The 23024-nt window shown below is 58.8% G+C and carries 23 protein-coding genes and 1 pseudogene; 12 read left to right on the plus strand and 12 right to left on the minus strand.

Annotated elements, in window-relative coordinates; translation table 11 throughout:
• Positions 1-126: 126 nt before the first annotated feature.
• Positions 127-1272: a M24 family metallopeptidase gene (locus tag PH562_RS06505; protein ID WP_285172113.1), complete on the plus strand. Its 1146-nt coding sequence runs from the start codon at positions 127-129 to the stop codon at positions 1270-1272.
• A 21-nt stretch (positions 1273-1293) separates the two neighbouring features.
• Here PH562_RS06505 and PH562_RS06510 read toward each other — a convergent pair whose 3' ends face one another.
• From PH562_RS06510 to PH562_RS06535, 6 genes are all read right to left on the minus strand, one after another.
• Positions 1294-2352: an ABC transporter ATP-binding protein gene (locus tag PH562_RS06510; protein ID WP_285172114.1), complete on the minus strand. Its 1059-nt coding sequence runs from the start codon at positions 2350-2352 to the stop codon at positions 1294-1296.
• Between the two features lie 4 nt (positions 2353-2356).
• Positions 2357-3187, minus strand: a complete 831-nt coding sequence (locus PH562_RS06515; RefSeq protein ID WP_113407750.1) for a carbohydrate ABC transporter permease — start codon at positions 3185-3187, stop codon at positions 2357-2359.
• 3 nt (positions 3188-3190) lie between these two features.
• Entirely contained in the window at positions 3191-4126 is a 936-nt protein-coding gene (locus tag PH562_RS06520) for a carbohydrate ABC transporter permease (protein WP_285172115.1), read from the minus strand.
• Between the two features lie 90 nt (positions 4127-4216).
• Positions 4217-5476: an ABC transporter substrate-binding protein gene (locus PH562_RS06525; RefSeq protein WP_285172116.1), complete on the minus strand. Its 1260-nt coding sequence runs from the start codon at positions 5474-5476 to the stop codon at positions 4217-4219.
• Positions 5477-5517: 41 nt separating this feature from the next.
• Positions 5518-6684 (minus strand): PLP-dependent transferase, encoded by a 1167-nt coding sequence (locus tag PH562_RS06530; RefSeq protein WP_113231239.1) that lies wholly within the window; start codon positions 6682-6684, stop codon positions 5518-5520.
• Complete coding sequence (locus PH562_RS06535; protein ID WP_285172117.1) at positions 6681-7376, minus strand: FadR/GntR family transcriptional regulator; 696 nt, start codon at positions 7374-7376, stop codon at positions 6681-6683. Before PH562_RS06535 ends, PH562_RS06530 begins: the two co-directional genes overlap by 4 nt.
• Before the next feature lie 194 nt (positions 7377-7570).
• Between PH562_RS06535 and PH562_RS06540 the strand changes: the two genes are divergently transcribed.
• A complete protein-coding gene (locus PH562_RS06540; RefSeq protein WP_285172118.1) occupies positions 7571-7834 on the plus strand; it encodes a hypothetical protein in 264 nt (87 codons plus the stop codon).
• Between the two features lie 364 nt (positions 7835-8198).
• Positions 8199-8333, plus strand: a complete 135-nt coding sequence (locus PH562_RS06545) for a hypothetical protein (RefSeq protein ID WP_274538728.1) — start codon at positions 8199-8201, stop codon at positions 8331-8333.
• Between the two features lie 33 nt (positions 8334-8366).
• Here the strand turns inward: PH562_RS06545 and PH562_RS06550 are convergent, their stop codons facing one another.
• Positions 8367-9569, minus strand: coding sequence for an amidohydrolase family protein (locus PH562_RS06550; RefSeq protein ID WP_285172119.1), 1203 nt, complete (start codon positions 9567-9569; stop codon positions 8367-8369).
• 60 nt (positions 9570-9629) lie between these two features.
• Positions 9630-10343: a GntR family transcriptional regulator gene (locus PH562_RS06555; RefSeq protein WP_113231281.1), complete on the minus strand. Its 714-nt coding sequence runs from the start codon at positions 10341-10343 to the stop codon at positions 9630-9632.
• Between the two features lie 267 nt (positions 10344-10610).
• Here PH562_RS06555 and PH562_RS06560 point away from each other — a divergent pair, with 267 nt between their 5' ends.
• From PH562_RS06560 to PH562_RS06585, 6 genes are all read left to right on the plus strand, one after another.
• Entirely contained in the window at positions 10611-11699 is a 1089-nt protein-coding gene (locus PH562_RS06560; protein WP_285172120.1) for an ABC transporter ATP-binding protein, read from the plus strand.
• 32 nt (positions 11700-11731) lie between these two features.
• Positions 11732-13030: an ABC transporter substrate-binding protein gene (locus PH562_RS06565; protein WP_113231242.1), complete on the plus strand. Its 1299-nt coding sequence runs from the start codon at positions 11732-11734 to the stop codon at positions 13028-13030.
• Positions 13031-13099: 69 nt separating this feature from the next.
• Complete coding sequence (locus PH562_RS06570; protein WP_285172122.1) at positions 13100-14011, plus strand: ABC transporter permease; 912 nt, start codon at positions 13100-13102, stop codon at positions 14009-14011.
• A gap of 1 nt (position 14012) precedes the next feature.
• Positions 14013-14834 (plus strand): ABC transporter permease, encoded by an 822-nt coding sequence (locus PH562_RS06575; RefSeq protein WP_069615545.1) that lies wholly within the window; start codon positions 14013-14015, stop codon positions 14832-14834.
• A gap of 4 nt (positions 14835-14838) precedes the next feature.
• Entirely contained in the window at positions 14839-15579 is a 741-nt protein-coding gene (locus PH562_RS06580; RefSeq protein WP_285172123.1) for an aspartate/glutamate racemase family protein, read from the plus strand.
• Positions 15580-15688: 109 nt separating this feature from the next.
• Entirely contained in the window at positions 15689-16975 is a 1287-nt protein-coding gene (locus PH562_RS06585; RefSeq protein WP_285172124.1) for a DUF763 domain-containing protein, read from the plus strand.
• A 51-nt stretch (positions 16976-17026) separates the two neighbouring features.
• Here PH562_RS06585 and PH562_RS06590 read toward each other — a convergent pair whose 3' ends face one another.
• Positions 17027-19363 carry a glucose/quinate/shikimate family membrane-bound PQQ-dependent dehydrogenase gene (locus PH562_RS06590; protein WP_285172125.1) on the minus strand — a complete coding sequence of 779 codons (2337 nt, stop codon included), beginning with the start codon at positions 19361-19363 and terminating at the stop codon, positions 17027-17029.
• A 356-nt stretch (positions 19364-19719) separates the two neighbouring features.
• Between PH562_RS06590 and PH562_RS06595 the strand changes: the two genes are divergently transcribed.
• Positions 19720-19908, plus strand: a complete 189-nt coding sequence (locus PH562_RS06595) for a hypothetical protein (RefSeq protein ID WP_095436481.1) — start codon at positions 19720-19722, stop codon at positions 19906-19908.
• Between the two features lie 24 nt (positions 19909-19932).
• Here the strand turns inward: PH562_RS06595 and PH562_RS06600 are convergent, their stop codons facing one another.
• From PH562_RS06600 to PH562_RS06610, 3 genes and pseudogenes are all read right to left on the minus strand, one after another.
• Positions 19933-20661 carry an esterase family protein gene (locus PH562_RS06600; RefSeq protein WP_285172126.1) on the minus strand — a complete coding sequence of 243 codons (729 nt, stop codon included), beginning with the start codon at positions 20659-20661 and terminating at the stop codon, positions 19933-19935.
• Entirely contained in the window at positions 20658-21617 is a 960-nt protein-coding gene (locus tag PH562_RS06605) for an acetylxylan esterase (RefSeq protein ID WP_285172127.1), read from the minus strand. Before PH562_RS06605 ends, PH562_RS06600 begins: the two co-directional genes overlap by 4 nt.
• An 83-nt stretch (positions 21618-21700) precedes the next feature.
• A pseudogene (locus tag PH562_RS06610) lies at positions 21701-22084 on the minus strand (GNAT family N-acetyltransferase); the annotation flags it as partial.
• 270 nt (positions 22085-22354) lie between these two features.
• Here PH562_RS06610 and PH562_RS06615 point away from each other — a divergent pair.
• Both PH562_RS06615 and PH562_RS06620 read left to right on the plus strand, forming a co-directional pair.
• On the plus strand, positions 22355-22576 hold the full coding sequence (locus tag PH562_RS06615; RefSeq protein WP_285172128.1) for a hypothetical protein: 222 nt from the start codon (positions 22355-22357) through the stop codon (positions 22574-22576).
• 30 nt (positions 22577-22606) lie between these two features.
• Entirely contained in the window at positions 22607-22909 is a 303-nt protein-coding gene (locus tag PH562_RS06620) for a hypothetical protein (RefSeq protein ID WP_285172129.1), read from the plus strand.
• The last annotated feature ends 115 nt before the right edge of the window (positions 22910-23024 follow it).

Consider the following 23024-nt stretch of genomic DNA (forward strand, 5'->3'; position numbering starts at 1 on the left):
CTTCGGAAAGGCAGTAATTGTATTTTCCTTGTCGACATATGTCTTGCAGGAGCGATAGTGTCGGCGCCGCTCCGCATGCCGCGATGATAAGGGTATGCAGGACGAGCATTATTGAGGAGAGTAGGAATGTCGTGGCAACACCCAGTACCCCGGATCACCGAGGAGGAGAGACAAGAGCGCCTTTCAAGGCTTCGAAAGCTGCTCGATGCAAAGGGATGGGCCGGCATGCTGCTCGGGCCGACCGAGAGCCTGCGCTACTTCACCGGACTCGTCTGGCATGCAAGCGAGCGGTTTCTCGGCGCATTGGTGTCGCCGACAGACCTCTACTATATCGTTCCGGGCTTCGAGCGCAGCAGGGTTGAGACCCTGCCGCATCTGCCGGCCGAAATCCTGGAGTGGCAGGAGGAAGAAAGCAGCGTGGCACTCATCGCCCGCGTGCTGGGAGATAAGGGCATCTTGGCGCTCGACGACAGCATGCCGCTTTACTTCTACAACGCTCTGGCCGTCGAGCTTGGAGCTGAAAGGCTTGTGAATGGCGGGCCGATCATCAATGGCCTGCGCCGGATCAAGTCCCCAGCCGAAATCGCGCTCATTCAATATGCCATGAACCTGACACTGGATGTGCACAAGCAGGCCCATGCCTTGCTCAAGCCGGGGATTCTCGCGTCGGAAGTGGTCGAATTTATCGACCGGCGTCATCGCGAGGCCGGTGCCGATGGCGGCTCGACCTTCTGCATCGTGTCCTTCGGTGAAGCGACGTCCCTGCCGCACGGCGCAGACGGCGATCAGACGCTTGGCGAAGACGATGTCATTCTAGTGGATACGGGCGCCCGCATTGACGGCTATCATTCCGACCTGACGCGGACATACAAGCTGAAGAGCGGCGATAGTGCTTTCGAGGATGCCTGGGCGATCGAACGCGAGGCGCAGCAGGCCGTTTTCGACGCGGCAAAGCTGGGCGCCGCTTGTTCCAGCCTCGATGATGCCGCGCGCGCCGTGCTGGCGAGACATTCGCTCGGGCCGAACTATAAGCTGCCGGGATTGCCGCATCGTGCCGGTCACGGCCTTGGCCTCGAAATTCACGAGGAGCCTTACATCGTGCGCGGCAACACGACGGAACTCGCGCCCGGCATGTGCTTCTCAAACGAGCCGATGATCGTCTTTCCCCAGAAATTCGGCATTCGGCTCGAGGATCACATCTATATGACGACGGATGGTCCGTGTTGGTTTACGCAACCATCCAGCGGACCGACGAAACCGTTTGCGAGTTGAGAGTTTTAGTCGGGGCGGCCGTCAAGCCGCCCTTTTTCCATCCTCATCGAAGACATGCAGATGCTGTGCCGGGAAGGAGACGTTGACCTGTGTCCCCGCGCTCAGAGCGGTGCGATCCAAGGTGAACACCTTGAACGGCAGGCCGTGCAGAGAAAGATGCAGGATGATGCCGAAGCCTGTGGGTTCGATCAGTTCGACATTGGCCGTCATGTCGGACGGATTGGACGACAGCACGACATGCTCCGGGCGAATGCCGAGCGTCACTTTGGTGTCGGCGGCCAGTTGCAGCGGCTTGGAAAGCGGCACGAGCGTGCCGTCCTTGAGCTTGACGGCATTGCCCTCGTAAGTGGCATCAAGGAAGTTCATGCCGGGTGAACCAATGAAGCCGGCCACGAAAAGATTGGCGGGGCGGTCGTAGAGTTCGAGCGGGCTGCCGACCTGCTGAACCACCCCGCCATGCATTGCAACGATGCGGTCCGCCAGGGTCATGGCCTCGATCTGGTCGTGAGTGACATAGATCGACGTCGCTTTAAGATCGCCATGTAACTTCTTGATTTCCGCTCGCATCTGCTCGCGCAAGCGGGCGTCGAGATTCGATAGGGGCTCATCGAACAGGAAGGCTTTCGGCTGCCGCACGATGGCGCGGCCCATGGCGACGCGCTGGCGCTGGCCACCCGAGAGAGCCTTCGGCCGACGCTCCAGCAGCGGATCGAGGCCGAGCTTGGATGCCGCACCGGCGACAGCCTTGGCAATGCCATCCTTGGCCACCTTCCGCAGCCGTAGGCTGTAGCTCATGTTGCCGGCAACGTTCATATGCGGATAAAGCGCATAGGACTGGAAGACCATGGCGATGTCGCGGTCCTTCGGATGCAGCTCGTTGACACGATTGTCGGCAATGCGGATTTCGCCGCCGCTGATATCCTCGAGGCCGGCAATCATCCGAAGCAAGGTGGACTTGCCACATCCCGAAGGGCCGACGAGGACGACAAACTCGCCATCCTTTATCCGAAGGTCGATATCGTGCAGAACCTGCACATGGCCGTAGGCTTTCTTGACGTTGTGAATATCGATCGATGCCATGTGACTAACCCTTGACCGCGCCGGCCGTCAGGCCCTGCACGAGATAGCGTTGGATGAGCAGGAAGAAGAGCGCGGCCGGAATGAGCGCCATGACGCCCGCTGCCATCATCTGCCCGAAATCCACGGAGAATTTCGAGACGAAGGTAAGAAGCCCGACCGGGAAGGTCGCGGCCTGATTGCCGTTGATGAGCATCAGCGCGAAAAGCAGTTCGCTCCATGCCGCCGTGAAGACGAAGCCGAGCGTTGCCGCAATGCCGGGCAAGGTGAGTGGCAAGATGATCTGCCGGAAGGCGGTAAACTGCGTTGCGCCGTCGATCATGGCCGCCTCCTCGAGATCCTTCGGAATCCCGTCGAAGAAAGACTGCATCAGAAAGGTGGCGAAAGGCACGTTGAAAGCCGTGTAGACGATAACGAGCCCGGTCAGGCTGTTGGTCAGGTGCAGCGGCGTCAGGATCTTAAAGATCGGCGCGACCAGCATGACCAGGGGAAACATCTGCGTCAGCAGCATCAGCGCCACGATCCAGTATTTGGCGCGGAAATTGAAGCGCGAGAGCGCATAGCCGGAGAGTGACGCGCAAATGGTGACCGCGATCGCCGTTGAGGCGGAGACGATCAGGCTGTTCTTGAAGAAGGTCGGGAAATCGCTGTGCTGCAACACGAAGGCATAGTGTTCCCAGGTCGTGCGCGACGGCCACATGCGCACACCTTCGGTATAGAGCAGATCATTCGGCGTCACCGACACTTTCAGCAACCAGAAGAGCGGGAAGAGCGCGAAGGCGACGTAGCAGAGAATTGCCAGCCGATGCGCGATGGTGGGAAGGACGGATCGTCTCATGGTTCAATCCTTGTTCAGCAGGGTCTGCCGCAGCAGGATGATCAGCATGGAATAGGTGAGAAGGAGAACCAGCAGCACCAGAGCGATGGCCGAGGCATAGCCGAAATCCAGCCGTTTGAAGGCTTGCGTGAAGATGTAGCTGGCGACAATCTGTGTGCGGTCAGCGGGGCCGCCGCCCGTCATGACGACTATCAGATCGGCGAAATTGGAGATCCAGACCGTACGCAACAGGACGGTGATGGCGATGGTCGGCGCCAGGAAGGGAAGCGTGATCGAGCGGAAGCGCTCGAACCAGCCGGCGCCGTCGATCGAAGCCGCCTCATAGAGATCGCGCGGGATCGCCTGAAGCGCGGCCAGAAGCGTGATCGCGAAAAAAGGGATGCCCCACCAGACATTGGCGATGATCGGCCCCCACATCGCATAGTTCGGATCGGAGAGGATATTGCCCGGCTCGCTCATCAGGCCCATGCCATAGAGCCAATGCGGGATCGGGCCGATGACCGGGTTGAACAGCCAGGACCAGTTGAGGCCGGCGAGGAAGGAGGGAACGGCCCAGGGCAGGAATACCAGTGCCTGGACGATCGATCTGCCGAAGAAGGGTTTGTCCAGCAGAAGTGCCAGGATTAGCCCAAAGATGAACTGCAGCACCACGGAAGCACCGGTCCACCAAAGCGTATTCTTCAGCGCCCAGTAGAAGGCCTTATCCTTGGAGAGATTGCGAAAGTGCTCCAGGCCGATGAAGCCGCCGGAAAATGGATTGAGCAGCTGAATATCGCGAAACGCATAGGATATGCCGATCGCCAGCGGCACCAGCATCACGGCGATGATGAGGATCAGGGCAGGGGCGCTGTAGAGATAGGGTTCCGAGGCGTCGGCGAGGCGCTTCAGCCACGGCCTGCGGTCGTGACGCCTGTCGAGCGTGTCGGTGATCGAAGTCATCTGCAAGAGTTCCCATTCGCGGCGTTCGAACGCCGTCTGTTTCAATTGCACAGAGATGGCGGCGGATCGCTCCGCCGCCGCATGTAAGTTCTATTTCTTGGCTAGGAAGTTCTGCTGGGCCTTGGTCAGATAATCGGCCCATTGATCGGCCAGATCCTTGGCCGAGATATCGCCGAGCAGCGCCTGCTGCGACGTCTTGATCGCGAGCGAATCCTTGAAGAAGGCGAATTCCTCAAGATAGGTCGGCATCACTGTGGGAACGGTGTCCTTATCGGCTAGTTCCTGGAACCAGCCTTTGAATTGATCACCGGCGTAGAAGGGGTCCTTTTCCGCGGCCGTATAGGCCGGAAGCGCGCCGATCTTCTTGTTCCACTCGAGATTGCCTTCCTTGCCTTCAAGGGTTGCGATCAGCTTCCAGGACAGATCCTTGTTCTGGCTCGTCGAGAACATCGACCAGCCGGCATAGCCAATGGTCGGGAAGGATTTGCCATCCGGGCCTTTCGGCAGCGGTGCGACGCCGAAATCATCCTTCTTCATGCGTTCGGCAACGGCGATCAGCGCATCCGGATCCTGATCGAGGAACGCACAGGTGCCGGAATAGAAGCCGGCGACGACTTCGTTGAAGCCCCAGTTGACGCTATCCTTTGGCGCATAGCCCTTCTTGTAGAGATCGACCATCCACTCGATGCCCTTCGCCCAGCCGGGGCTGTTCATCGTCGAGGTGCCGTCATCCTTGAAGTATTTGTTGTCGCCGGCCATGGAGGCGGCAAAGATCATCCAGCCGTTGAGACCGCCCGGACCGCCGCGCATGCAGTAACCGTATTTGCCCGGTAGCTTCGAGATGGCCTCGGATGCCTTGACGAATTCGTCCATCGTCTTCGGCGGCTCGGCGATGCCGGCGTCCTTCAGGATCTTCTTGTTGTAGAACATGGCACGCAGATAGAAGCCGTAGGGCAGCATATAGGCGGTGTTCTTGACATCGCGGCCGAGCTGAAGCGCGCGCGGCGTCAGTTCACTCGTATGTTCCCACTTCGCGAGGTAGGGCTCGAGGCTTTCGAGCATGCCGTTATTGCCGTAGAGCGACAGCCAGGTATCAGGCATTTCCATTACGTCGGGCGTATCGCCGGCCGAGACCATGGTGGCGAATTTCTGGAAGGCCTCGTTCCAGGGCAGGGAGATAATATCGACCTTGGTGCCCGGGTTGGCGGCTTCGAACTTCGCGACGATCGACTTGAGCGTCTCGGTGCGCTCCGGGCTCGTGATGACTTCCACGAGCTTCAGCGTTGTATCGGCAAAGGCGGTGCCGACCATCAAAGCGGTAAAGAGTGCTGCTGTTATCAGTCTTTTCATGTTGGTTCCCCTTTTTGGATTTTCCTCTCAGATTGACGATGTCACGAGGCGGCGGCGATTGCCTCCTCGAGTTCCTTCCACAGGGCCTCGGTTCCTTCGAGGCCGATATGGAGACGTACGGAGCGCGGATTGATGCCGAAGGTATGCGCTGAATTCGGCTGTGCCTTCTGCTGCAGCACGACTTCGCCCGGCACGATCAGGCTCTCATGTCCGCCCCAGCTCACACCCAGCTTGAAGAGCGTGAGGCGATCGGCAAAGGCGCGGATATCGACGCCCTCGCGGAAGATGAAAGAAAACAGGCCCGAGGTGCCATTCAGGCCGGATGGTAGCCGGTTGGCCAGGCCCGGATGGCAGACCTGTTCGACGACATCGAGCTCCTGCAGGCGCTTGGCGATCGTCATTGCAGCCGCCTCATGCGCCTTCATTCGGATCGGCAGGGTGCGCAGGCCGCGGATCAGGAGCCATGCGTCGAAGGGCGAAAGCTTGCCGCCGAGATAAGGGTAGGCTTCGGCCTTGATGCGCGCGATCATCTCCTTTGAGCCGGCAACGACGCCGGCGACGACGTCGCTGTGGCCGCCTAGATACTTGGAGGCGGAATGGATGACGAGATCGACGCCGAGTTTCAAAGGCTGCTGGAAGTAGGGAGTGGCCCAGCTGTTATCGATCATCGAAACGACGCCATGCTGCTTCGCAAGGGCGGCCAGTGCGCCGACATCGTGCGCTTCCATAACCCAACTCGTCGGACTTTCCATGTAGAAAACCTTGGCGCCGGGAAGCGCCCTCGCAACGGCTTCTTCGTCGCGACCATCGACATAGGTCACGTCCACCTTCATGCGCTTTAGAACCGTGCCGAAGAGGCGGAAGGCGTCGGGATAGACATGTTTGACCGCAACGATCCTGTCGCCTGGCTCGACAAAACTCAGCACTGCAGATGAGATCGCCGCCATGCCGCTCGCAAAACCGAGCGCATCCTCGCCGCCCTCCAGCTTCGCCAGCATCTCTTCGAACATGCGCACCGTCGGGTTAAGGCCGCGCGTATAGATCGGCCGCACCTTTTCGCCGCGATAGGAGGCGATCATCTCGTCGTAGTTCGAGAAAGTGAACAGAGAGGTCTGGAAGATCGGCGGCACGACGGCTTCGGCAAAATTGCCGTCGTCGTGAGCTGTAATAAGGGATGCGAGTTCGAACGGCTCTAGCCCGTCGGTCATTGGGACATTTCCTTGATGTCTTCCTCGACGACGTCGAGAATTTTCAGTGTTTCGGCGCGCGCAGCCTCGGGATCCTGATCGACGATCGCGTTGAACAGCGTGCGGTGATAGGGGAAGGAGCGGCGAGCAAAATCCTGCCGATCGAAAGGATGCTCCCAGAAGCGCTCGAAGGTTTCGCGCATCTGTTCGAGAAGCTGCCGGAACAGCGGGTTATGCGTGGCGTCATAGACGGCAAGATGGAAGGCAAGATCCTCAGGCCCGGATGTGCCCTTGGCCATGTGCACGCGCTCCATCTCGTTGAGCTTCTCTTCGATGATGACGATATCTTCGTTGGTTCGCTTTCTCGCAGCCACCATGCCGGCCTCGCATTCGATGCCGCGGCGGACCTCCAGCGTCTGCAGCAGCGCATCGCGCAGGTGTGACGGGTTGAAGGAAAGCGGCATATGAATCGTCGCCTTCGAAACCGGCTTCAGCAGGTAGGTGCCGCTGCCTTTGCGCGTCTCCATGACGCCGAGCGCCTGGAAGTAGGTGATCACCTCGCGAATGGTGGAGCGTCCCACCGAAAGCGCTGCCATCAGCTCACGTTCGGTCGGAAGCCGGTCGCCCGCCCGCAGCTTCGACGATTCGATGAAGATCGACAGCGCCTCGATGACTTGCTGCGTCCGGTCGATGGAAGGAAGAGGGGTAAGCATGGGTTTTGTCATGGATGGTAAATTGGTCTGACATCTGCCATCAGGTCAATCTCTTTTTCTTGGCTCGGACATTTTTTGTGGCCCTTAAATTTTTAAGGGCACAAAGCGAGCAGCAATGAAGGTTGTTTGCGGCCTTCAAGAGTGCCGACAGCGCTGATAGAAGGAACGTGTTGTGAGTCCCGGGCTGGAAGAGAATGGCCGCTAGAGATCGATATTCACGGAAGCTGGAATGCGCGAAATGCGACCACACCGGCTTTGCCGAAGTTTCCGAAACTGACGATCGTCGGGCGATGAGCCGCGATTTCAAGATAGACGAGATGCCGCGCGGCTTTTCCACGGAACGGCCGTCGACCGATCCGCGCAAGCATATGGTGCGCTGCAGGTGCGGTTCGGTGTTTCCTTTCGAGCAGGACATGATCTACGCACCAGGCGGCGAGCCGCGGCGCAGAAAAGCATAGGCCGAAAAGAAAAAAGCCCCGCACAGGCGAGGCTAAGCTTGTGCCGCTCCGGGGAAATCGGAAGCGACGCGGCATTGTCTAACGGTCGTCTTCTCTTCCGGCTAGGTCAGTTTTGCCGATAGCGGTACGCTCAAGTAAAAAAGCTCTTCATTCGTGAAATGAGATTGGTTTGCAGGCTTTCTCTCAGTGGCTGCAAAGATGCGAGGAAACCATCGTGCCGTGCAATATGTTCAGCCAGCGTTCATTTTCGCGCGGGCAAAAGGGCAATCACCGCAACGCCTTGCGGTCGTCGAGGCCCGGCTTCCATTGGTTTTCGAGCCTAGTCGCCGGGCCTCGCAGATACTGAAAAAATCGGATACCCCACATGCGGTTGCTTCGCGCCTTCATCGATTGGATTCGCCGCAAGCGGCGGCCAGAACAGGAAACGATCCAACACTCCGCCGATGACCCATGGGTTCTGCAGCAGATCGAAAAATTCGAGCGGGAGTTGAAGCGCTAGCAGGCCTGCCAGTTCGTAAGTCCCGGTGCTTGATCAGCGCCGCAGGACGGCCCCATCCTTGGCGACGAGTTTGCCCGCCTTGTAGACTGCGCGTCCTTTCGGCACTGCAACGACCGCCTCGGGAACATGCTCCGCCATCAAGGTAACGAAATCGGCTTTTGCCCCGATCTGCAAGCCGTAGCCCTCCAGCCGCAGAGCTTTGGCGCCGCTCTCGGTCACGACATCGAAGGCGACCTTCAATTCGTCGTCCGTATAGAAGCCCGACCGATAGCCGATCATCATTGCGCGGCCCAGCATGTCGCCATCACCATAGGGCCACCAGGAATCGCGAATATTGTCGCTGCCGCTGAAGACGGTAACGCCAGCGGTACGAAGCAAGGCGACTGGCGGGAAAGAGTGGGCACCCGGTGCATTCGTCATAATGGAGACACCGCTCTCGGCGATGAGGTCCGCGGCGCGCTTGGCCGCCTCGAACGAGAGATCGCCAAGTCCATAGGCGTGGCTGATCGTGACGTGCCCACCCATGGAAAGACTGCGCGCGCGGGCGCAGATCTGCTCGATGGTGAAGAGGCCGAGCGTGCCGCCGTCATGAAGATGGATATCGACATCGACGCCATGCTTCTCGGCGACACCGAAAACCACATCGAGATGTTTTTCGACATCGCGATCGAAGCTTGCCGGATCGAGCCCGCCGACGAGATCGGCACCCATGGCGATTGCCTGATCCAGAAGCTCAGGCGTGCCGGGGCTTTTCAGAATGCCGCTTTGCGGAAAGGCAACGAGCTGGATGTCGATCAATCCGCGGTATTCTTCGCGTACGGCAAGCACAGTCTCTAGCGACTTCAATCCAACGGAACCGTCCACCATAACGTGGCTGCGCATATATGTGCTGCCATTGGCGATGCAGAGGTCGAGCTGGTTTCTGGCCCTTTCGTCCATCGGTGCGGCCTGCGCCATGTTTTGCGCCTGGAAGGCGACGCGCTCATGGACATCGAAGCCGTTGGTGCAGGGCTTGTGCGGAATCCAGGCGTCACCGTAAAAGCTGGTGTCGAGATGAATGTGCCCTTCGACAAAGCCCGGCACCACGAGGATGCCTTCGAGGTCGATAAGCTCGGAGGCAGAAGTCGGCGCTCCAGTCTCCGTGATCGACACGATCCGCCCGCCCGTGACGCCGATATCCTTGATGGAGCCGTCGGCAAGCTTGGCCCGGGTAAAGAGCGTTTCGATCGTGCTCAATTTTTTCTCCTTGAATCCATGGCTACCGGTCTCGCGCGAACCGCCTGGGTGACGGATGTCTTACCGCTCGAACGCCTCTTTCAGACCGAAACTCTTGCGCTCGCGTAGGTCGAGATCGGCTTCGATATGCGCGATATGATGAAGCATCAGGTCACAGGCTGTGTCGACATCCTTGCGCTCCAGAGCGGTGATGATATCGCCATGCTCGGCATGGCCGCAACTGGAGGCGCTTGATTGTCCGTAGAGTGCAATTACCAGCGACGAGCGCGCGACAAGCTCCTCCATGAAGCGCTGCATGATGAGATTGCCCGATATCGATGCCAGCATCAGATGGAAGTCGCCCGAAGCCTTGATCTCGGCGCGGCGCGCGGGTTGACCGCGCTCTCCCATCAAGCGGCCTTCTTCCACGAGGAGTTGCCGGAGCTGTGCGAGCTGAGGCGCGGTGATATGCTCGGCTGCCGATCGCACTATGCCCGGCTCGACCAGACGACGCGCAGCGAATATCTGCCGCGCCTCCTCGGGCGAAGGATAGGCGACGAAAGCGCCCCGATTCTTCTCCACGCTGACGAGTCCCTCATAGGAAAGAGCCTGTAGGGCGGCACGTGCCAATGTCCGGCTAACGTTAAAGAGAGCGCCGACATCGCTCTCGGATAATTTCGTGCCCGGTGCTAGCCGGCGCTCGACGATTGCGTCGCGAATGGCCTCGCGAATCTGTTGCGCACCGCTGTCGGTAGCATCGCCGGGCGTCAAAAGCGCATCTGTTGAAGAATTCATGATCGGCAGCCTGAATAACTGGCTGCAATGATAGACAGGTTTCGCGCGGAAGTTAAACGAAATCTGATGCAGATTATGGCCGAAAGTGTATACAATATTTTGCATAAATCGCGCACAATAGCCTATTTCCTGTGCATATTCACAGTTGCCCCTCCAGGGGCAAAATTTCTCGGCCGATAAAAAATATAGAAATTACAGCTGGTTAGTAGGACGCAGCAGAACTGGCACGATTGATGCAATGTCTTTCCCAAACCAAAGGGGAAGATGATGTCGAAAGCGGCAGAGATCGATATAGTGTCCGTTTCGAAGGTCTACGGCACGACCACGGCTGTCCATGCGATCAGCCTGAAAATACCGGCAGGCTCCTATTGCTGCTTCCTCGGGCCTTCCGGTTGCGGCAAGACCTCGACGCTGCGCATGATCGCCGGCCATGAAGGCATTTCCTCGGGCGACATCAGGCTCGGAAATACTGTCGTTACGGATTTTCCGCCCGCCCGACGCGGCACGGCGATGATGTTCCAATCCTATGCGCTGTTTCCTCATCTCGACCTTATCGACAATGTCGCCTTCAGTCTGAAGATGAAAGGTGTCGACAAGGACGAACGCCGCGCCAAGGCGCTCGACATGCTGAAGCTGATGCAGATGGAAGCCTACGCCACCCGCCGTCCGGCTCAGCTTTCGGGCGGACAGCAGCAGCGCGTGGCGCTTGCCCGTGCGTTGATCACCGATCCGGAAGCGCTGCTGCTCGACGAGCCGCTATCGGCGCTCGATCCCTTCCTGAAAATCCGCATGCGCGCCGAGCTGAAGAAGCTACAGAAGTCGCTTGGCATCACTTTCGTCCATGTCACGCACAGCCAGGAAGAGGCGATGGCGCTCGCCGATATCATGGTCATCATGAATGACGGCCGGATCGAGCAGGCGGGCTCGCCGCGGGAGGTTTTCGAACATCCCGCGACGGCCTTCGTTGCCCGCTTCATGGGTGACCATAACGTCTTGTCCGGTCGGATAACGTCGAGCGAAGATGGCATGATCACCATGACCGCGCCGGAAGGGCAGGGCTTCTCGGTGAAAGGGGCAGGTCGCGCCGTCGGCGAAACCGTCGACATCGCCGTGCGCACCGACCGCGTTCGGCTTTCGCAGCCATCGGACAAAGGGCTGGGCTTCAACGGCGTGGTCTCCAATGTCGAATATCGCGGCGCAACGCTGAAGATCACCGTCATTGGTGCCGGTAGCGATGATTTCACCGTGATCGCCAGCAACGACGATGCTGCCGCCAGATCCATGGCAGTCGGCGACACCGTCTCGCTGAGTTGGGCTCAGGAGGATGCAATCCTTTTTGGCCGTATGTCCGCATGAAAATCTCAAGCATTAAAAAAGGGGAACTGACAATGACCACTGAAACCAAGACTACCAAGACCGCGAAAGGCATTTCCCGCCGCTCACTGCTGAAGACCGGCGCCGCCGCTTTCGGCGCCATGGCCGGCTCCGGTGTCATCACCGGCTTTCCGACCATCTGGGCCAAAACCAACATCACGCTGCGCCAGTTCGGCACCGGTGTTTCGAACATCAATGCCATTGCCGAGAAGTGCAAGGCCGATCTCGGTATCACACTGGAGATGACGGCAACCGATTCAGACGCTGCCGCCCAGCGCGCCGTCACCCAACCCAACAGCTACGATATCGCCGACATCGAATACTGGATCGCCAAGAAGGTATTCCCGGCCGGCGTACTGCAGCCGATGGACGTGAAGAAGCTCAAATATTACGACAAGATCGTGCCGCTCTTCATCAACGGCAAGCTGAAGCCCGACAGCGTCATCGCACAGGGCACGGCGCCGCACACGGTGGGCTTCGTCGAAGGGCAGGGCTCGAAGAAATTCGCCAAGGAGCCGACGCAATGGATGACGATGGTTCCGACCATCTACAATGCCGATACGCTCGGCATTCGCCCCGATCTTACGGGTCGTCCGATCACCAGCTGGGCCGACATTCTCGATCCGGCCTTCAAGGGCAAGACCGCGATCCTCAATATCCCGTCGATCGGCATCATGGATGCCGCGATGATCATGGAAGCCGCCGGCAAGATCAAATATGCCGACAAGGGCAACATGACGAAGGCGGAAATCGACAAGACCATCGAGTTCCTGATCAAGACCAAGGGCGACGGCCAGTTCCGTGCCTTCTGGAAGTCCTTCGACGAAAGCGTCAACCTGATGGCGTCGGGCGAAGTGGTCATCCAGTCCATGTGGTCGCCGGCGGTTGCCGCCGTCCGCTCCAAGGGCATTGCCTGCACCTTCCAGCCGCTCAAGGAAGGCTATCGCGCCTGGGGCGGCGGCCTTGGCCTTGCCTCGCATCTCAAGGGCGCCGAGCTCGACGCGGCTTATGAATATATCAACTGGTACACCTCCGGCTGGGTCGGCGGCTACCTCAACCGCCAGGGCTATTACTCCGCCTGCATGGAAACGGCCAAGAACTTCATGTCGGCCGACGAATGGGGTTACTGGATCGAAGGCAAGCCGGCGCAGGGCGATATCCTGTCTCCCGAAGGCAAGGTGATGGAGAAGGCCGGCGCCGTTCGCGACGGCGGTTCCTTCGAAACCCGCATGGGCGCAGTCGCCTGCTGGAATTCGGTCATGGATGAGGACCGCTACATGGTCCGTCGCTGGAACGAATTCATCGCTGCCTAAGCTGCATATCCGTCATCTCCTCTCCCCTTCAAAACGGGGAGAGGATCCTACCAATGGAGAGGCCGGACCATGGCGACAATCGCTTCCTCGGATGCGGAGCAGGAAACTCAGAAAACCGGACGCAGATTTGCCGTACCCGGTTGGGCGGTGGCCTATCTGCAGGCAACGCCGCTCTTTCTCATTCTCGGCTTCTTCTTCCTATTGCCGATCGCCATGATCGGCATCGTCAGTTTCTGGGATTATGATTTCGCCGGCCTCTATCCGGCATTCCTCACCACGAATTATACCGATACGCTCGGTTCGTGGGTTACATGGAAAACCTACCTCAATACATTGAAATTTACGGTAATTGTCTGGGCGCTGACGCTCTTCATCGGCTTCTGGGTCGCCTATTTTCTGGCTTTCCATATTCGCCGCACCTCGACGCAGATGATCCTTTTCCTCGTCTGCACCGTGCCCTTCATGACCTCCAACATCATCCGCATGATCTCGTGGATACCCGTTCTCGGGCGCAACGGACTGGTCAATTCGACACTGATCGAGATAGGCCTGATCCCAAAGCCTATCGAATGGCTGCTTTATTCCGATTTCGCCGTCGTGCTCGCCATGGTGCACCTCTACACGCTCTTCATGGTGACGCCGATCTTCAACACGCTGATGCGCATCGACCGTTCTCTCTTCGAAGCCGCGCGGGATGCCGGCGCCAGTGGATGGCAGGTGCTGTGGAATGTGGTCATTCCGCTTGCCAAGCCCGGCATGGCGATCGGCAGCATCTTCGTCGTCACGCTCGTCATGGCGGATTTTTCCACCGTGCAGGTGATGTCTGGCGGTCAGAGCGCATCCATCGCGCTGATGATGAAGAACCAGATGTCGCTGCTGCAATATCCAGCAGCCGCCGCCAATGCGGTCGTGCTTCTGATCGTCGTGCTGCTGATGGTCGCTGCCATCCTGCGCATCGTCGATATCCGCAAGGAGCTCTAGGATGAACCGCGAAAAGCGCAGCCTGGAATTTTATGTTCTCGCGATCTTCTTCACTATTTTCGTGCTGTTTCTCTATGGTCCGCTCTCGGCGGTCATCATCCTGTCTTTCCAGGGGCCGGATGGCGGCCTGACATTCCCGTTGAATGGCGTCTCGCTGCATTGGTTCGCCAATCTCTTCGAAAAGCAGGCGGTCGGCGATTTCGGCGCCTCCTTCCAGCGCTCCCTGATCCTCGGGGTGATGGTCATGATTGTGACCGTCGTCGTCTCGCTGTTGGCGGGCCTTGCCTTTCGCCGTCGCTTTCGCGGATCGACATTCCTGTTCTATGCGACGGTCGCCAGCCTCGTCGTCCCATCGATCATCATTTCCCTCGGGATCGGTGTCGTCTTTCAGCAAGGCGGCATCGCGCCGGCCTGGTATTCATCGGCTTTCGGCGCGCATCTGACCTGGACATTGCCTTTCGGCGTGCTGATCATGTTTGCTGTCTTCAACCGGTTTTCGCCGGCCTATGAGGAGGCAGCCCGCGATCTCGGCGCCAGCTCCTGGCAAACCTTCCGTCATGTCGTGCTGCCGATGATTGCTCCGAGCCTGATCGGCGTCGGTCTGTTCGGCTTCACGCTGTCCTATGACGAGTTCGCCCGCACCCTGATGACGTCAGGCACCTACAATACCCTGCCGCTCGAGATCTACGGCATGACGACGAATGTCACGACGCCGGTGCTCTATGCGCTCGGAACCGTGACGACGCTCTTCTCCTTCACCATCATCCTGCTGGCGCTTGCAGTCATGACCATGCTCGGCCGCCGCCAAGCCAAGAAAAGTTGAGATCATGCGCCTGCTGCTCATCAATCCGAATACGACCGCTTCCATGACGGAAAAGGCGGCGATCGCCGCGCGTGCCGTAGCAGCCCCCGGCACGGAGATCATCGCTGCCACATCTCAGATGGGGCCGGCCTCGATCGAGGGCTATTACGACGGAGCGATAGCCGTACCGGGCATGCTGCGCGAACTAAGGGAGAGGCAACTTGGCGGCTATGACGCCGCGATCATCTGCTGTTTCGACGACACCGGTCTGGAAGCCGCACGCATGTTCTGCGACGTACCTATCGTCGGTCTGTGTGAAGCAGCCGTAGCGACGGCCGGCTTCCTGGCACAGCGCTTTAGCGTAGTGACGACGCTCGAACGCTCGCGCATCCTCATCGACAACCTCGTCCAGCGTTATGGCATGGGCGCGCGGGCGAAGGTTCGTGCGTCCGATATCCCTGTTCTCGAGCTTGAAGATGTCTCTTCGGGTGCAATCGGAAAGCTGCGGACGGAAATCGAGCGAGCGCTTGCCGAAGATGGAGCGGAAGCCATCGTACTCGGTTGCGCCGGCATGACCGACCTCGCAAGAACGCTCCAATCGATCTACGGCGTTCCCGTCGTGGATGGTGTCGCCGCAGCGGTCAAGCAGGCCGAAGCTTTGGTGTCTCTGGGCCTTTCCACCAGCAAGCGCAGTTCCTATGCCTCCCCATTGCCAAAGCCTTTTTCGGGCGCGATGCAGGATTTTGCGCCGGCTGCGTTGGCTTAACCTCGTCACCATTGATATTTAGTGCCCCTAGCTGATCGCTACACCTTGCGAATGGCATATCTCGGCTTCCGGGGCTACAATGCCACGGTAAAGAACGAGAGTCGTGGATTTGGCACAGAGAGCCGGCAAAGCTGATCTTCCCCTGCATGGCGGCCGCGTACCGCGGTGGCTTGGAGACCGCATGACGCGCCTGGGCGCCGTCATCACCGAGGCGATCGTGCAGCATTATGGTCGCGACGAGCTCTTTCGCCGCCTCGCCAATCCCTTCTGGTTCCAGTCTTTCGGCGCCGTCATGGGCATGGATTGGCATTCCTCGGGGATCACGACGAGCGTCCTGGGTGCTCTGAAGCGCGGCCTGACGCCGCTATCCGGCGAACTTGGCATCCACGTCTGCGGCGGCCGCGGCGCGCAATCGCGCAAGACGCCGGGCGAACTGCTTGATATCGGCGATCGCGTCGGTATCGACGGCGCGTCCCTTGCCATGAAGAGCCGGCTGATCGCGAAGGTGGACAGCGCGGCCGTGCAGGATGGCTTCGACCTCTATCTGCATGGCTTCATCGTCGCCGATGACGGCAAGTGGGTCGTCATCCAGCAGGGTATGAACGAGGAACGGCGGCAGGCGCGTCGATATCACTGGCTATCGGAGGGTTTGACGAGCTTCCTGGATTCGCCGCACGCGGCTATCGAAGGGCGCGAGCAGGGCGAGATCGTCAATCTTGCCGATCGGCGCGCCGAGCGTTCCCGCGACGGTCAGCTGGATTTGCTCTCCTCGTTGGGGCCAGATAAAATCATTCGCGAATTCAATGTCCTGGAAGGGAAATCTCCAGTAATTGGCAAGCAGGAAGCGCAGCCGATGCTGCCGTACCTCGTCATGCCGGCACATCATGATGTGCGCCAGGAAGATGTGAACATGAGGCGCCTGCACGGAAATCTCGCTGCGGCCGCCGATCGCGGTCCGGTGGATTTCGAGGATCTGCTTCTGACGCCCGGCGTCGGCGCCAGAACGGTCAGGGCTTTAGCGATGGTCGCCGAAGTCGTCCATGGCGCACCCTGCCGCTTCTCCGACCCAGCGCGCTTCTCGCTCGCCCATGGCGGCAAGGACCGGCATCCGTTTCCGGTGCCGCTGAAGGTCTATGATGAGACGATCAGCGTGATGAAATCCGCCGTCAGGAAGGGACGCCTCGGTCGTGACGAGGAATTGTCGGCGCTGAAGCGGCTGGATGACCAATCGCGGATGCTGGAGCGTTATGTCACCGGCCCCGATCTCAAGGAGATCGTTGCCGGCGAATTCGACCGCTCCTTTTCCTATGGCGGCCGCAGCGTCTTCGGCTGGGAGCCTCCACCAGACTCCGGGGATCACGGCGCCGAGGGGGATCTCCGCTCTTCGAAGAGTTAAGCCAGGGCCGCGGCAGAAGGGAGCGGCTTGTCTGGCAGCTCCGTCGCCAATTCATGGCAGGGTATAACCAATCACATAGTCGCCCGGCTTCGTTCCGACCGAGCCGTGGCCTCCCGCCACCATGACGACATATTGCTTGTTGTCGCTGGCGGTATAGGTCATCGGCGTTGCCTGGCCGCCCGCCGGAAGGCGTGCCTGCCAAAGCTGCCTCCCGGTCGTGACATCATAGGCCCTAAGATAATTGTCCACCGCTGCCCCCAGGAACGCTACTCCGCCCTTGGTGACGATCGGGCCGCCAATGCCGGGAACGCCGACCTTGAAGGGAAGGGGCAGGGGCGTCATGTCATGGACGGTGCCGTTCTTGTGCTTGTAGGCGATCTTGCCGGTCTTCAGATCGACACCGGCGACATAGCCCCAAGGCGGTGCCTGGCAGGGAATGCCGAGCGGGCTGACGAACGGCCCCATATAGACGCCATAGGGTGAGCCTTCATTTCGGTTGAGCCCCTGTTCGCTGCCCTTGTCGCCAGCGCCCTTTGGCGGGATCTCGGCGCGGGGCACCAGCCGGGAAGTGAAGGCAAGATAGGTCGGCATGCCGAACATGATCTGCCGTTCGGGGTCGACGGCAACGCTGCCCCAGTTGAAGGTGCCGAAATTGCCGGGGAAGATGATGGAACCGCGCAGCGATGGTGGCGTGTAGCGGCCTTCATATTGATGCCGATGGAAGGCGATGCGGCAGGCGAGCTGATCGAACAGCGAGACGCCCCACATGTCCTTTTCCTGCAAGGGTGGCGGCGAGAAAGTCAAATCGGAGATCGGTTGTGTCGGCGAGGCATGATCCTCGGGAATGGTGCCGCCCGGCGCCGGTATTTCCCTGAAAGGAATGATGGGCGTGCCGGTGCGGCGATCGAGCACGTATATGTCGCCCTGCTTGGTCGAAGCGACCAGCGCGGGAACCGTGCTGCCGTCGGGCTTCGTCAGATCGACAAGTACGGGCTGGGCGGGCACATCCATATCCCAGAGATCGTGATGGACGAATTGCTGCACCCATTTGAGCTGGCCGGTATTGATGTCGAGCGCGACCACAGAGGATGAGAAGCGTTCGACATTGGCGCTGCGGCCCATGCCGAGCTGGTCCGGCGTCTGATTGCCAAGCGGAACATAGACCATGCCGAGCGTCTCGTCGGCGCTGGAAACCGACCAACTGTTCGGCGAATTGGTCGTGTAGGTCTGCCCTGCGGGCAACGGCGCTGTCTGATCCGGATTGCCCGAATCCCAGTTCCAGAGCAGTGCGCCGGTCCGGGCATCGAAGGCGCGGATGACGCCTGACTGTTCCTGGGTGGAGTAATTGTCATTCACCGCGCCGCCGATGATGATCTTGTCGGCGACTATCACGGGCGGCGATGTCGAATAATAATAACCGGCCGGATTGTATTTCATGCCAGTTTCAAGATGCAGGGTGCCCTGATCGGCAAAGCTCGGGCACACTTTGCCGTTGGCGGCATCGAGTGCGATCAGCCTGGCATCCGAGGTCGGCAGATAGACGCGATCGGCACATGGCGCCCCGGCTGCAGCAGTTACGTCGTGATAATAAGAGACGCCGCGGCAGGTCTGATGCTGCCGATTGGGGTTCATGCCGGCATTGGCATCGTAGCGCCATTTTTCCTTACCATTCGTCGCGCCGATTGCGATCGCCAGACTATGGGGTGTGCAGATATAAAGCGTATCGCCGATCTTGAGTGGCGTAACCTGATAGGTCGTTTCGCCGATGTCGTCGGGGCGCTTTACATCACCTGTCTGATATCGCCAGACTTCCTTGAGGTTCGCAACATTCTGCGCATTGATCTGATCGAGAGGCGAGTAACGCTGACCAAACGAGGTTCGACCATATTGATGCCATTCACCATCGGGCACATCACCGCCCATCGGGGCATTCGCGGCTGTTGTCGTTGGCAGATCGCCAGAGAGATCGTGCGGATCGGTCGTCATCGAATAGACTGCAATGAGGATGGCGATGATCAAGGGGATTGCAAGCGGCCAGGGATTGGCCCCGTAGTGAACGCCGTCCAGGCTGCGAAAGCCCATGGGGCGCCGGACCCATGGCGTCAATAACCAGAGACCGATCAGAATGATCAGGCCGCCGCGCGGACCGAGCTGCCACCAGTCGAAACCGACCTCCCAGATCGCCCATCCAAGCGCTGCCAGTACGAAGATCGCATAGAGCCAAAGCGCGGCTGCCTTGCGCATATAAAGCAGGATCGCCGTCAGGAGGAAGGCGATGCCGGCCAGAAGATAAAAGGGACTTCCGCCAAGCAGCACAAGCCAGAGGCCGCCGCCACCGAGCGCCAGACCGATGAGTGCGAGGATGATCGATGTGATGACGATGGCCATGATCTGCTCCAGTCTATCCGCCGATTGGACAGTGATTGATCGAAGGCATGCGAACTCCCGCGAGGTCCTTTTGGATCTCAACCTCGAGGTTAAAGTCTAAATCAATATCAGCTGCTTCGCCGGCAACGAGAAGAACTGCGCCCAGGGCGATTTGGATCGATACATCAAGCCCCCCATCAAATCAGAGATTGAACGCCAGGATTGCGAGAATGTTCCAATCCGGCCAGCCATTCAAGTTCGATGCCGTGGCGCCCGATTTGATTAACGGACGTAGTTAATTTTTTAACAATTTTCAGGAATACTAATGGAACAGATATTGGAATCAAGGGTTTCCGTGCAGAGCCGGAGGACTAGAGATGAATATGAAGATTGTTACCGCCCAGTCGGAAGTTGAAACGAACGACACCGGAACCTATCCGGATGGCATGATGGAGCGTATTCTGGTCGAGTTTTCCGCAAGCTCCGAGCGGCAACACCGCAAATCCCACGAGCGCGATTACGGCGCACATAAGGCGCTTCGACCGATACCGGCCGGGCTGGCCTGAAGGCCTGGGAACTCGTTTTCTTCGTCAGATATAGAGTGGCGCCATTCGGCGCCAAGCATCTGCGCGATGCGCGCGTCCGTCCCATACATGCAGCCGATGATCGATCCGCTTATCGGCGAGCAGCTGGCTCAGATGACGATTATTGTCGAAGAAGGGATCGGCGTCTCCGATCGTCATGACGATATCGATCTGGCGCAACCTGTCCAAACGCCACTCGCAGGCAAGTCCCGGCAGAAAATGCGTCGGAGTGTGAAAATAGATATCATCGTCGTAATAGCCGTCGAACAGATCCGTGAAGGATTCGACCTTCATCGTCAGATCGTAGCGGCCGGAAAAGGCGACCAGCTTGCGGAAGAGGTGAGGGTGGCGGAAAACCAGGCTTGCGGCCTGGAAGGCGCCGAGGCTGCAGCCGTGAACGATAGTGCACTCATGCCCGTTCTTCTGCGTCATCAGAGGCAGGACTTCGTTGAGGATGTATTCCTCAAAAGCGTTGTGTCTGCGAATGCGCTCGGATGGGTGGCGATGAAAGCCATAGAAGGTTTCTGCCGCCAGCCCTTCGATGCAGTAGAGCTGAAGCTGTCCGGCATTCAGCTTGTCCGCGAGAGAGGCCACGATGCCTACCTGCTCATATTCCCAGAAACGACCGTCGCGGGTGGGAAATACCAATACCTTGGCGCCGGCATGGCCGAACACCAGCAACTCCATGTCGCGATGCAGCCGAGGGCTGTACCAGCATAGATATTCGCGGTTCATAGCACCTTGAAGAATTGCTCGACCTTGTCTCGCAGAATTGCGTTCTGCTGCTCGCTGCCAGCATAATCGAAGTGACCGGCATCCAGAATGAAGATTTCATTAAATTTCTGCAGCGCATTTGCGACAGAGAACTGGCAGGGTGGTGCGACGGCCGGATCGAAAAGTGCGGGTGCCACAAGCATCGGCACAGCGATACGACTTGCCGCGATCGCAGCATCGAAGAAGCGCAGCGTCTCCAAAACGCTGCCGTGCTTTTCCTGATAGACCTGAACCGATTGTGCGCTGCCGACGGTTGGCAATGCCAGCCATAACCGCCGGTGGCCGAAAGTCGGAACGATGAGGTGGCCGCGCCTGATCCGCGCATCGAAAGGAATTGCCAGGGCGCCGATGCCGCCCCCGAAACTGATGCCGCTATAGCCGATATGGCCGGCAAGCCACGGATAGAGGGTCTCCAATGTCGAGACGGCGAGCCAGATGTCTTCCACGCAGCCGCCGATGACATAGGTATCGCGGTTTTCGATACCGCAAAGAACATGACCAGAAGCATCCGAGGGGATTTTCGGGCTGGCGCTGAGGGAGAGCCCGCGGCAACAGGGAAAAAGGATAGCCGTCTCTTCTACCGGCCATTCGAATTCCGGCTGGTCTCTTCCGCCATATCCGTGTCCGACGACCAGGCCGCGCCGCACCTCTCCGCTGCGGGGAATGAGCAGCCAGCCATTGATCTGAAACGACCCTGTCGACATGTAGCTGATATCGAAGACGTGCCAATTGTCATGACGTTGCTTGCTGTGGCGAAGCTTGGGTTGCGGATCGATGGCTAGGGCCGCCCTGTAGCGCTGCCGCCAGAAGTTGTCGAAGCCCGTCGGGGCTTCCGGCGTCTCTATCGCCTGCAACTGTGCAAGCTGCATGCCATAGGTCGGATCGAAGTCGAAGGGGTGGGATGTCGGTATGCTCATGGCAAATTTTTCGCGTGAAAGCACGGCTAAGGCAAGAAGCAAGATTGCCGATCCGCAGGCTTTCGTCGCGGCTTACTCCCTGTTCATTCATGAATTTCTTGCTTGGGGCGATCGACGCGATAGAGCACGTGCGGCCGGAGAATATTGCCTGGCGGCATGGTGATATCATCGAAATCGCCACTTTCGAGTTGGATCATGCCGATCTTCTCCATCGCGCGGCGGGAAGGGGTATTGATCGCCGAGGTGTAGCCGATCACGCAATCAGCCTGCAGCTCCTGCCAGGCGAATTCCAGACAACGCCGGCTAAATTCCACTGCGTAGCCCTGCCGCCAATAGGAAGTCGCCAGAATCCAACCGATCTTCAGCCGGAAATTGCCTGGAACTTCCGGCCCGGGTCGCGAAAGGCCAGCACCGCCCATCAGCGCGCCATCAGCTTTCCGCTCAACGGCCAGGAAGCCGAAACCTCTATTGGCTAACTGCGCGTTGGCTTCGTCGCGGGGAGGTCACACAACTATCGACCGAATGCGCCGCATCTCCATCCATGAATTCGCCATAAAAGTCCACGGCTGCCCGGCCGATATTGACCTCTGTGATTTCTGCCGCACAGAAGAAAAGATGGCGCAAATAGACTTGGTTTATTGCGAACTGCTGTCGCTTCCTTGCCTTCGTTGAGGTATAGTGGAAGCATGATCAGGGTTCTAACGATACTTGCGGGAATTTCGATTGCAGGCTCCGCAATGGCAGGTCAAGTCGCTCAAAGTACCTATAATGTTCAGGATTGTTCGAGTGCGGTCGATCAGGTTCTGTCGACGACCAAGGGACGCCTCCTATCCGTAAAGCCACGCGAGAATCGTTGTATCGTAACTGTGATCATTCCGCATGGCGAGCAACGGCCGGAAAAGGTCGTGGTTCGTGTCGACTATAGCAACAATGACAACAGCCAGGAAAATGGCCAATAACCGCAAGCGGTGAAAGGGACCGCGTGAGAAATGGGCGAAGTCATCCAGTTTCGGCCCGCAACGAAATACGGCAAGCTCCTTGATGCGCAGGCTCGCATGGAAAGGGAGCTGCAGCTTCCCCTTGCGGCGGATCAACCCACCCGAAAGGCCACCCGCGCGAATCCGCCGGATACGTCGACCGCTCCCAAATCAAAAATTGGACTTCCCATCAGCGGCATCGTCATCGTCGTCGGCTCTATCCTGGTCTATGCGCTGGTGATATCCCATGTCGTCGGCCAGCCACATTATTCGGCTCGCGCCAACCTGATGCCTTCGATTTTTTTGCAAAACTAGATTTTCCCGGCAAGAATCGCGTGATGAAGCGGGTCCGCTATCAAGCAATTGCGATACGGGCCGCGAACTCATTTTCGGCACTATTCTTCCTATCGCACGCGCGGAGCATGCCGCC

The sequence above is a fragment of the Rhizobium centroccidentale genome, from assembly GCF_030182565.1.
GTDB lineage: Bacteria > Pseudomonadota > Alphaproteobacteria > Rhizobiales > Rhizobiaceae > Rhizobium.

What these genes read in the sequence shown, in the direction of transcription:
- PH562_RS06535 (WP_285172117.1), bottom strand. Translation starts at nt 7,376, where the DNA reads ATGCTTACCCCTCTTCCTTCCATCGACCGGACGCAGCAAGTCATCGAG.
- PH562_RS06600 (WP_285172126.1), bottom strand. Translation starts at nt 20,661, where the DNA reads ATGAACCGCGAATATCTATGCTGGTACAGCCCTCGGCTGCATCGCGAC.
- PH562_RS06505 (WP_285172113.1), top strand. Translation starts at nt 127, where the DNA reads ATGTCGTGGCAACACCCAGTACCCCGGATCACCGAGGAGGAGAGACAA.
- PH562_RS06565 (WP_113231242.1), top strand. Translation starts at nt 11,732, where the DNA reads ATGACCACTGAAACCAAGACTACCAAGACCGCGAAAGGCATTTCCCGC.
- PH562_RS06615 (WP_285172128.1), top strand. Translation starts at nt 22,355, where the DNA reads ATGGCAGGTCAAGTCGCTCAAAGTACCTATAATGTTCAGGATTGTTCG.
- PH562_RS06590 (WP_285172125.1), bottom strand. Translation starts at nt 19,363, where the DNA reads ATGGCCATCGTCATCACATCGATCATCCTCGCACTCATCGGTCTGGCG.
- PH562_RS06510 (WP_285172114.1), bottom strand. Translation starts at nt 2,352, where the DNA reads ATGGCATCGATCGATATTCACAACGTCAAGAAAGCCTACGGCCATGTG.
- PH562_RS06570 (WP_285172122.1), top strand. Translation starts at nt 13,100, where the DNA reads ATGGCGACAATCGCTTCCTCGGATGCGGAGCAGGAAACTCAGAAAACC.
- PH562_RS06595 (WP_095436481.1), top strand. Translation starts at nt 19,720, where the DNA reads ATGAATATGAAGATTGTTACCGCCCAGTCGGAAGTTGAAACGAACGAC.
- PH562_RS06555 (WP_113231281.1), bottom strand. Translation starts at nt 10,343, where the DNA reads ATGAATTCTTCAACAGATGCGCTTTTGACGCCCGGCGATGCTACCGAC.
- PH562_RS06540 (WP_285172118.1), top strand. Translation starts at nt 7,571, where the DNA reads ATGGCCGCTAGAGATCGATATTCACGGAAGCTGGAATGCGCGAAATGC.
- PH562_RS06520 (WP_285172115.1), bottom strand. Translation starts at nt 4,126, where the DNA reads ATGACTTCGATCACCGACACGCTCGACAGGCGTCACGACCGCAGGCCG.
- PH562_RS06575 (WP_069615545.1), top strand. Translation starts at nt 14,013, where the DNA reads ATGAACCGCGAAAAGCGCAGCCTGGAATTTTATGTTCTCGCGATCTTC.
- PH562_RS06515 (WP_113407750.1), bottom strand. Translation starts at nt 3,187, where the DNA reads ATGAGACGATCCGTCCTTCCCACCATCGCGCATCGGCTGGCAATTCTC.
- PH562_RS06530 (WP_113231239.1), bottom strand. Translation starts at nt 6,684, where the DNA reads ATGACCGACGGGCTAGAGCCGTTCGAACTCGCATCCCTTATTACAGCT.
- PH562_RS06560 (WP_285172120.1), top strand. Translation starts at nt 10,611, where the DNA reads ATGTCGAAAGCGGCAGAGATCGATATAGTGTCCGTTTCGAAGGTCTAC.
- PH562_RS06620 (WP_285172129.1), top strand. Translation starts at nt 22,607, where the DNA reads ATGGGCGAAGTCATCCAGTTTCGGCCCGCAACGAAATACGGCAAGCTC.
- PH562_RS06580 (WP_285172123.1), top strand. Translation starts at nt 14,839, where the DNA reads ATGCGCCTGCTGCTCATCAATCCGAATACGACCGCTTCCATGACGGAA.
- PH562_RS06605 (WP_285172127.1), bottom strand. Translation starts at nt 21,617, where the DNA reads ATGAGCATACCGACATCCCACCCCTTCGACTTCGATCCGACCTATGGC.
- PH562_RS06545 (WP_274538728.1), top strand. Translation starts at nt 8,199, where the DNA reads ATGCGGTTGCTTCGCGCCTTCATCGATTGGATTCGCCGCAAGCGGCGG.
- PH562_RS06525 (WP_285172116.1), bottom strand. Translation starts at nt 5,476, where the DNA reads ATGAAAAGACTGATAACAGCAGCACTCTTTACCGCTTTGATGGTCGGC.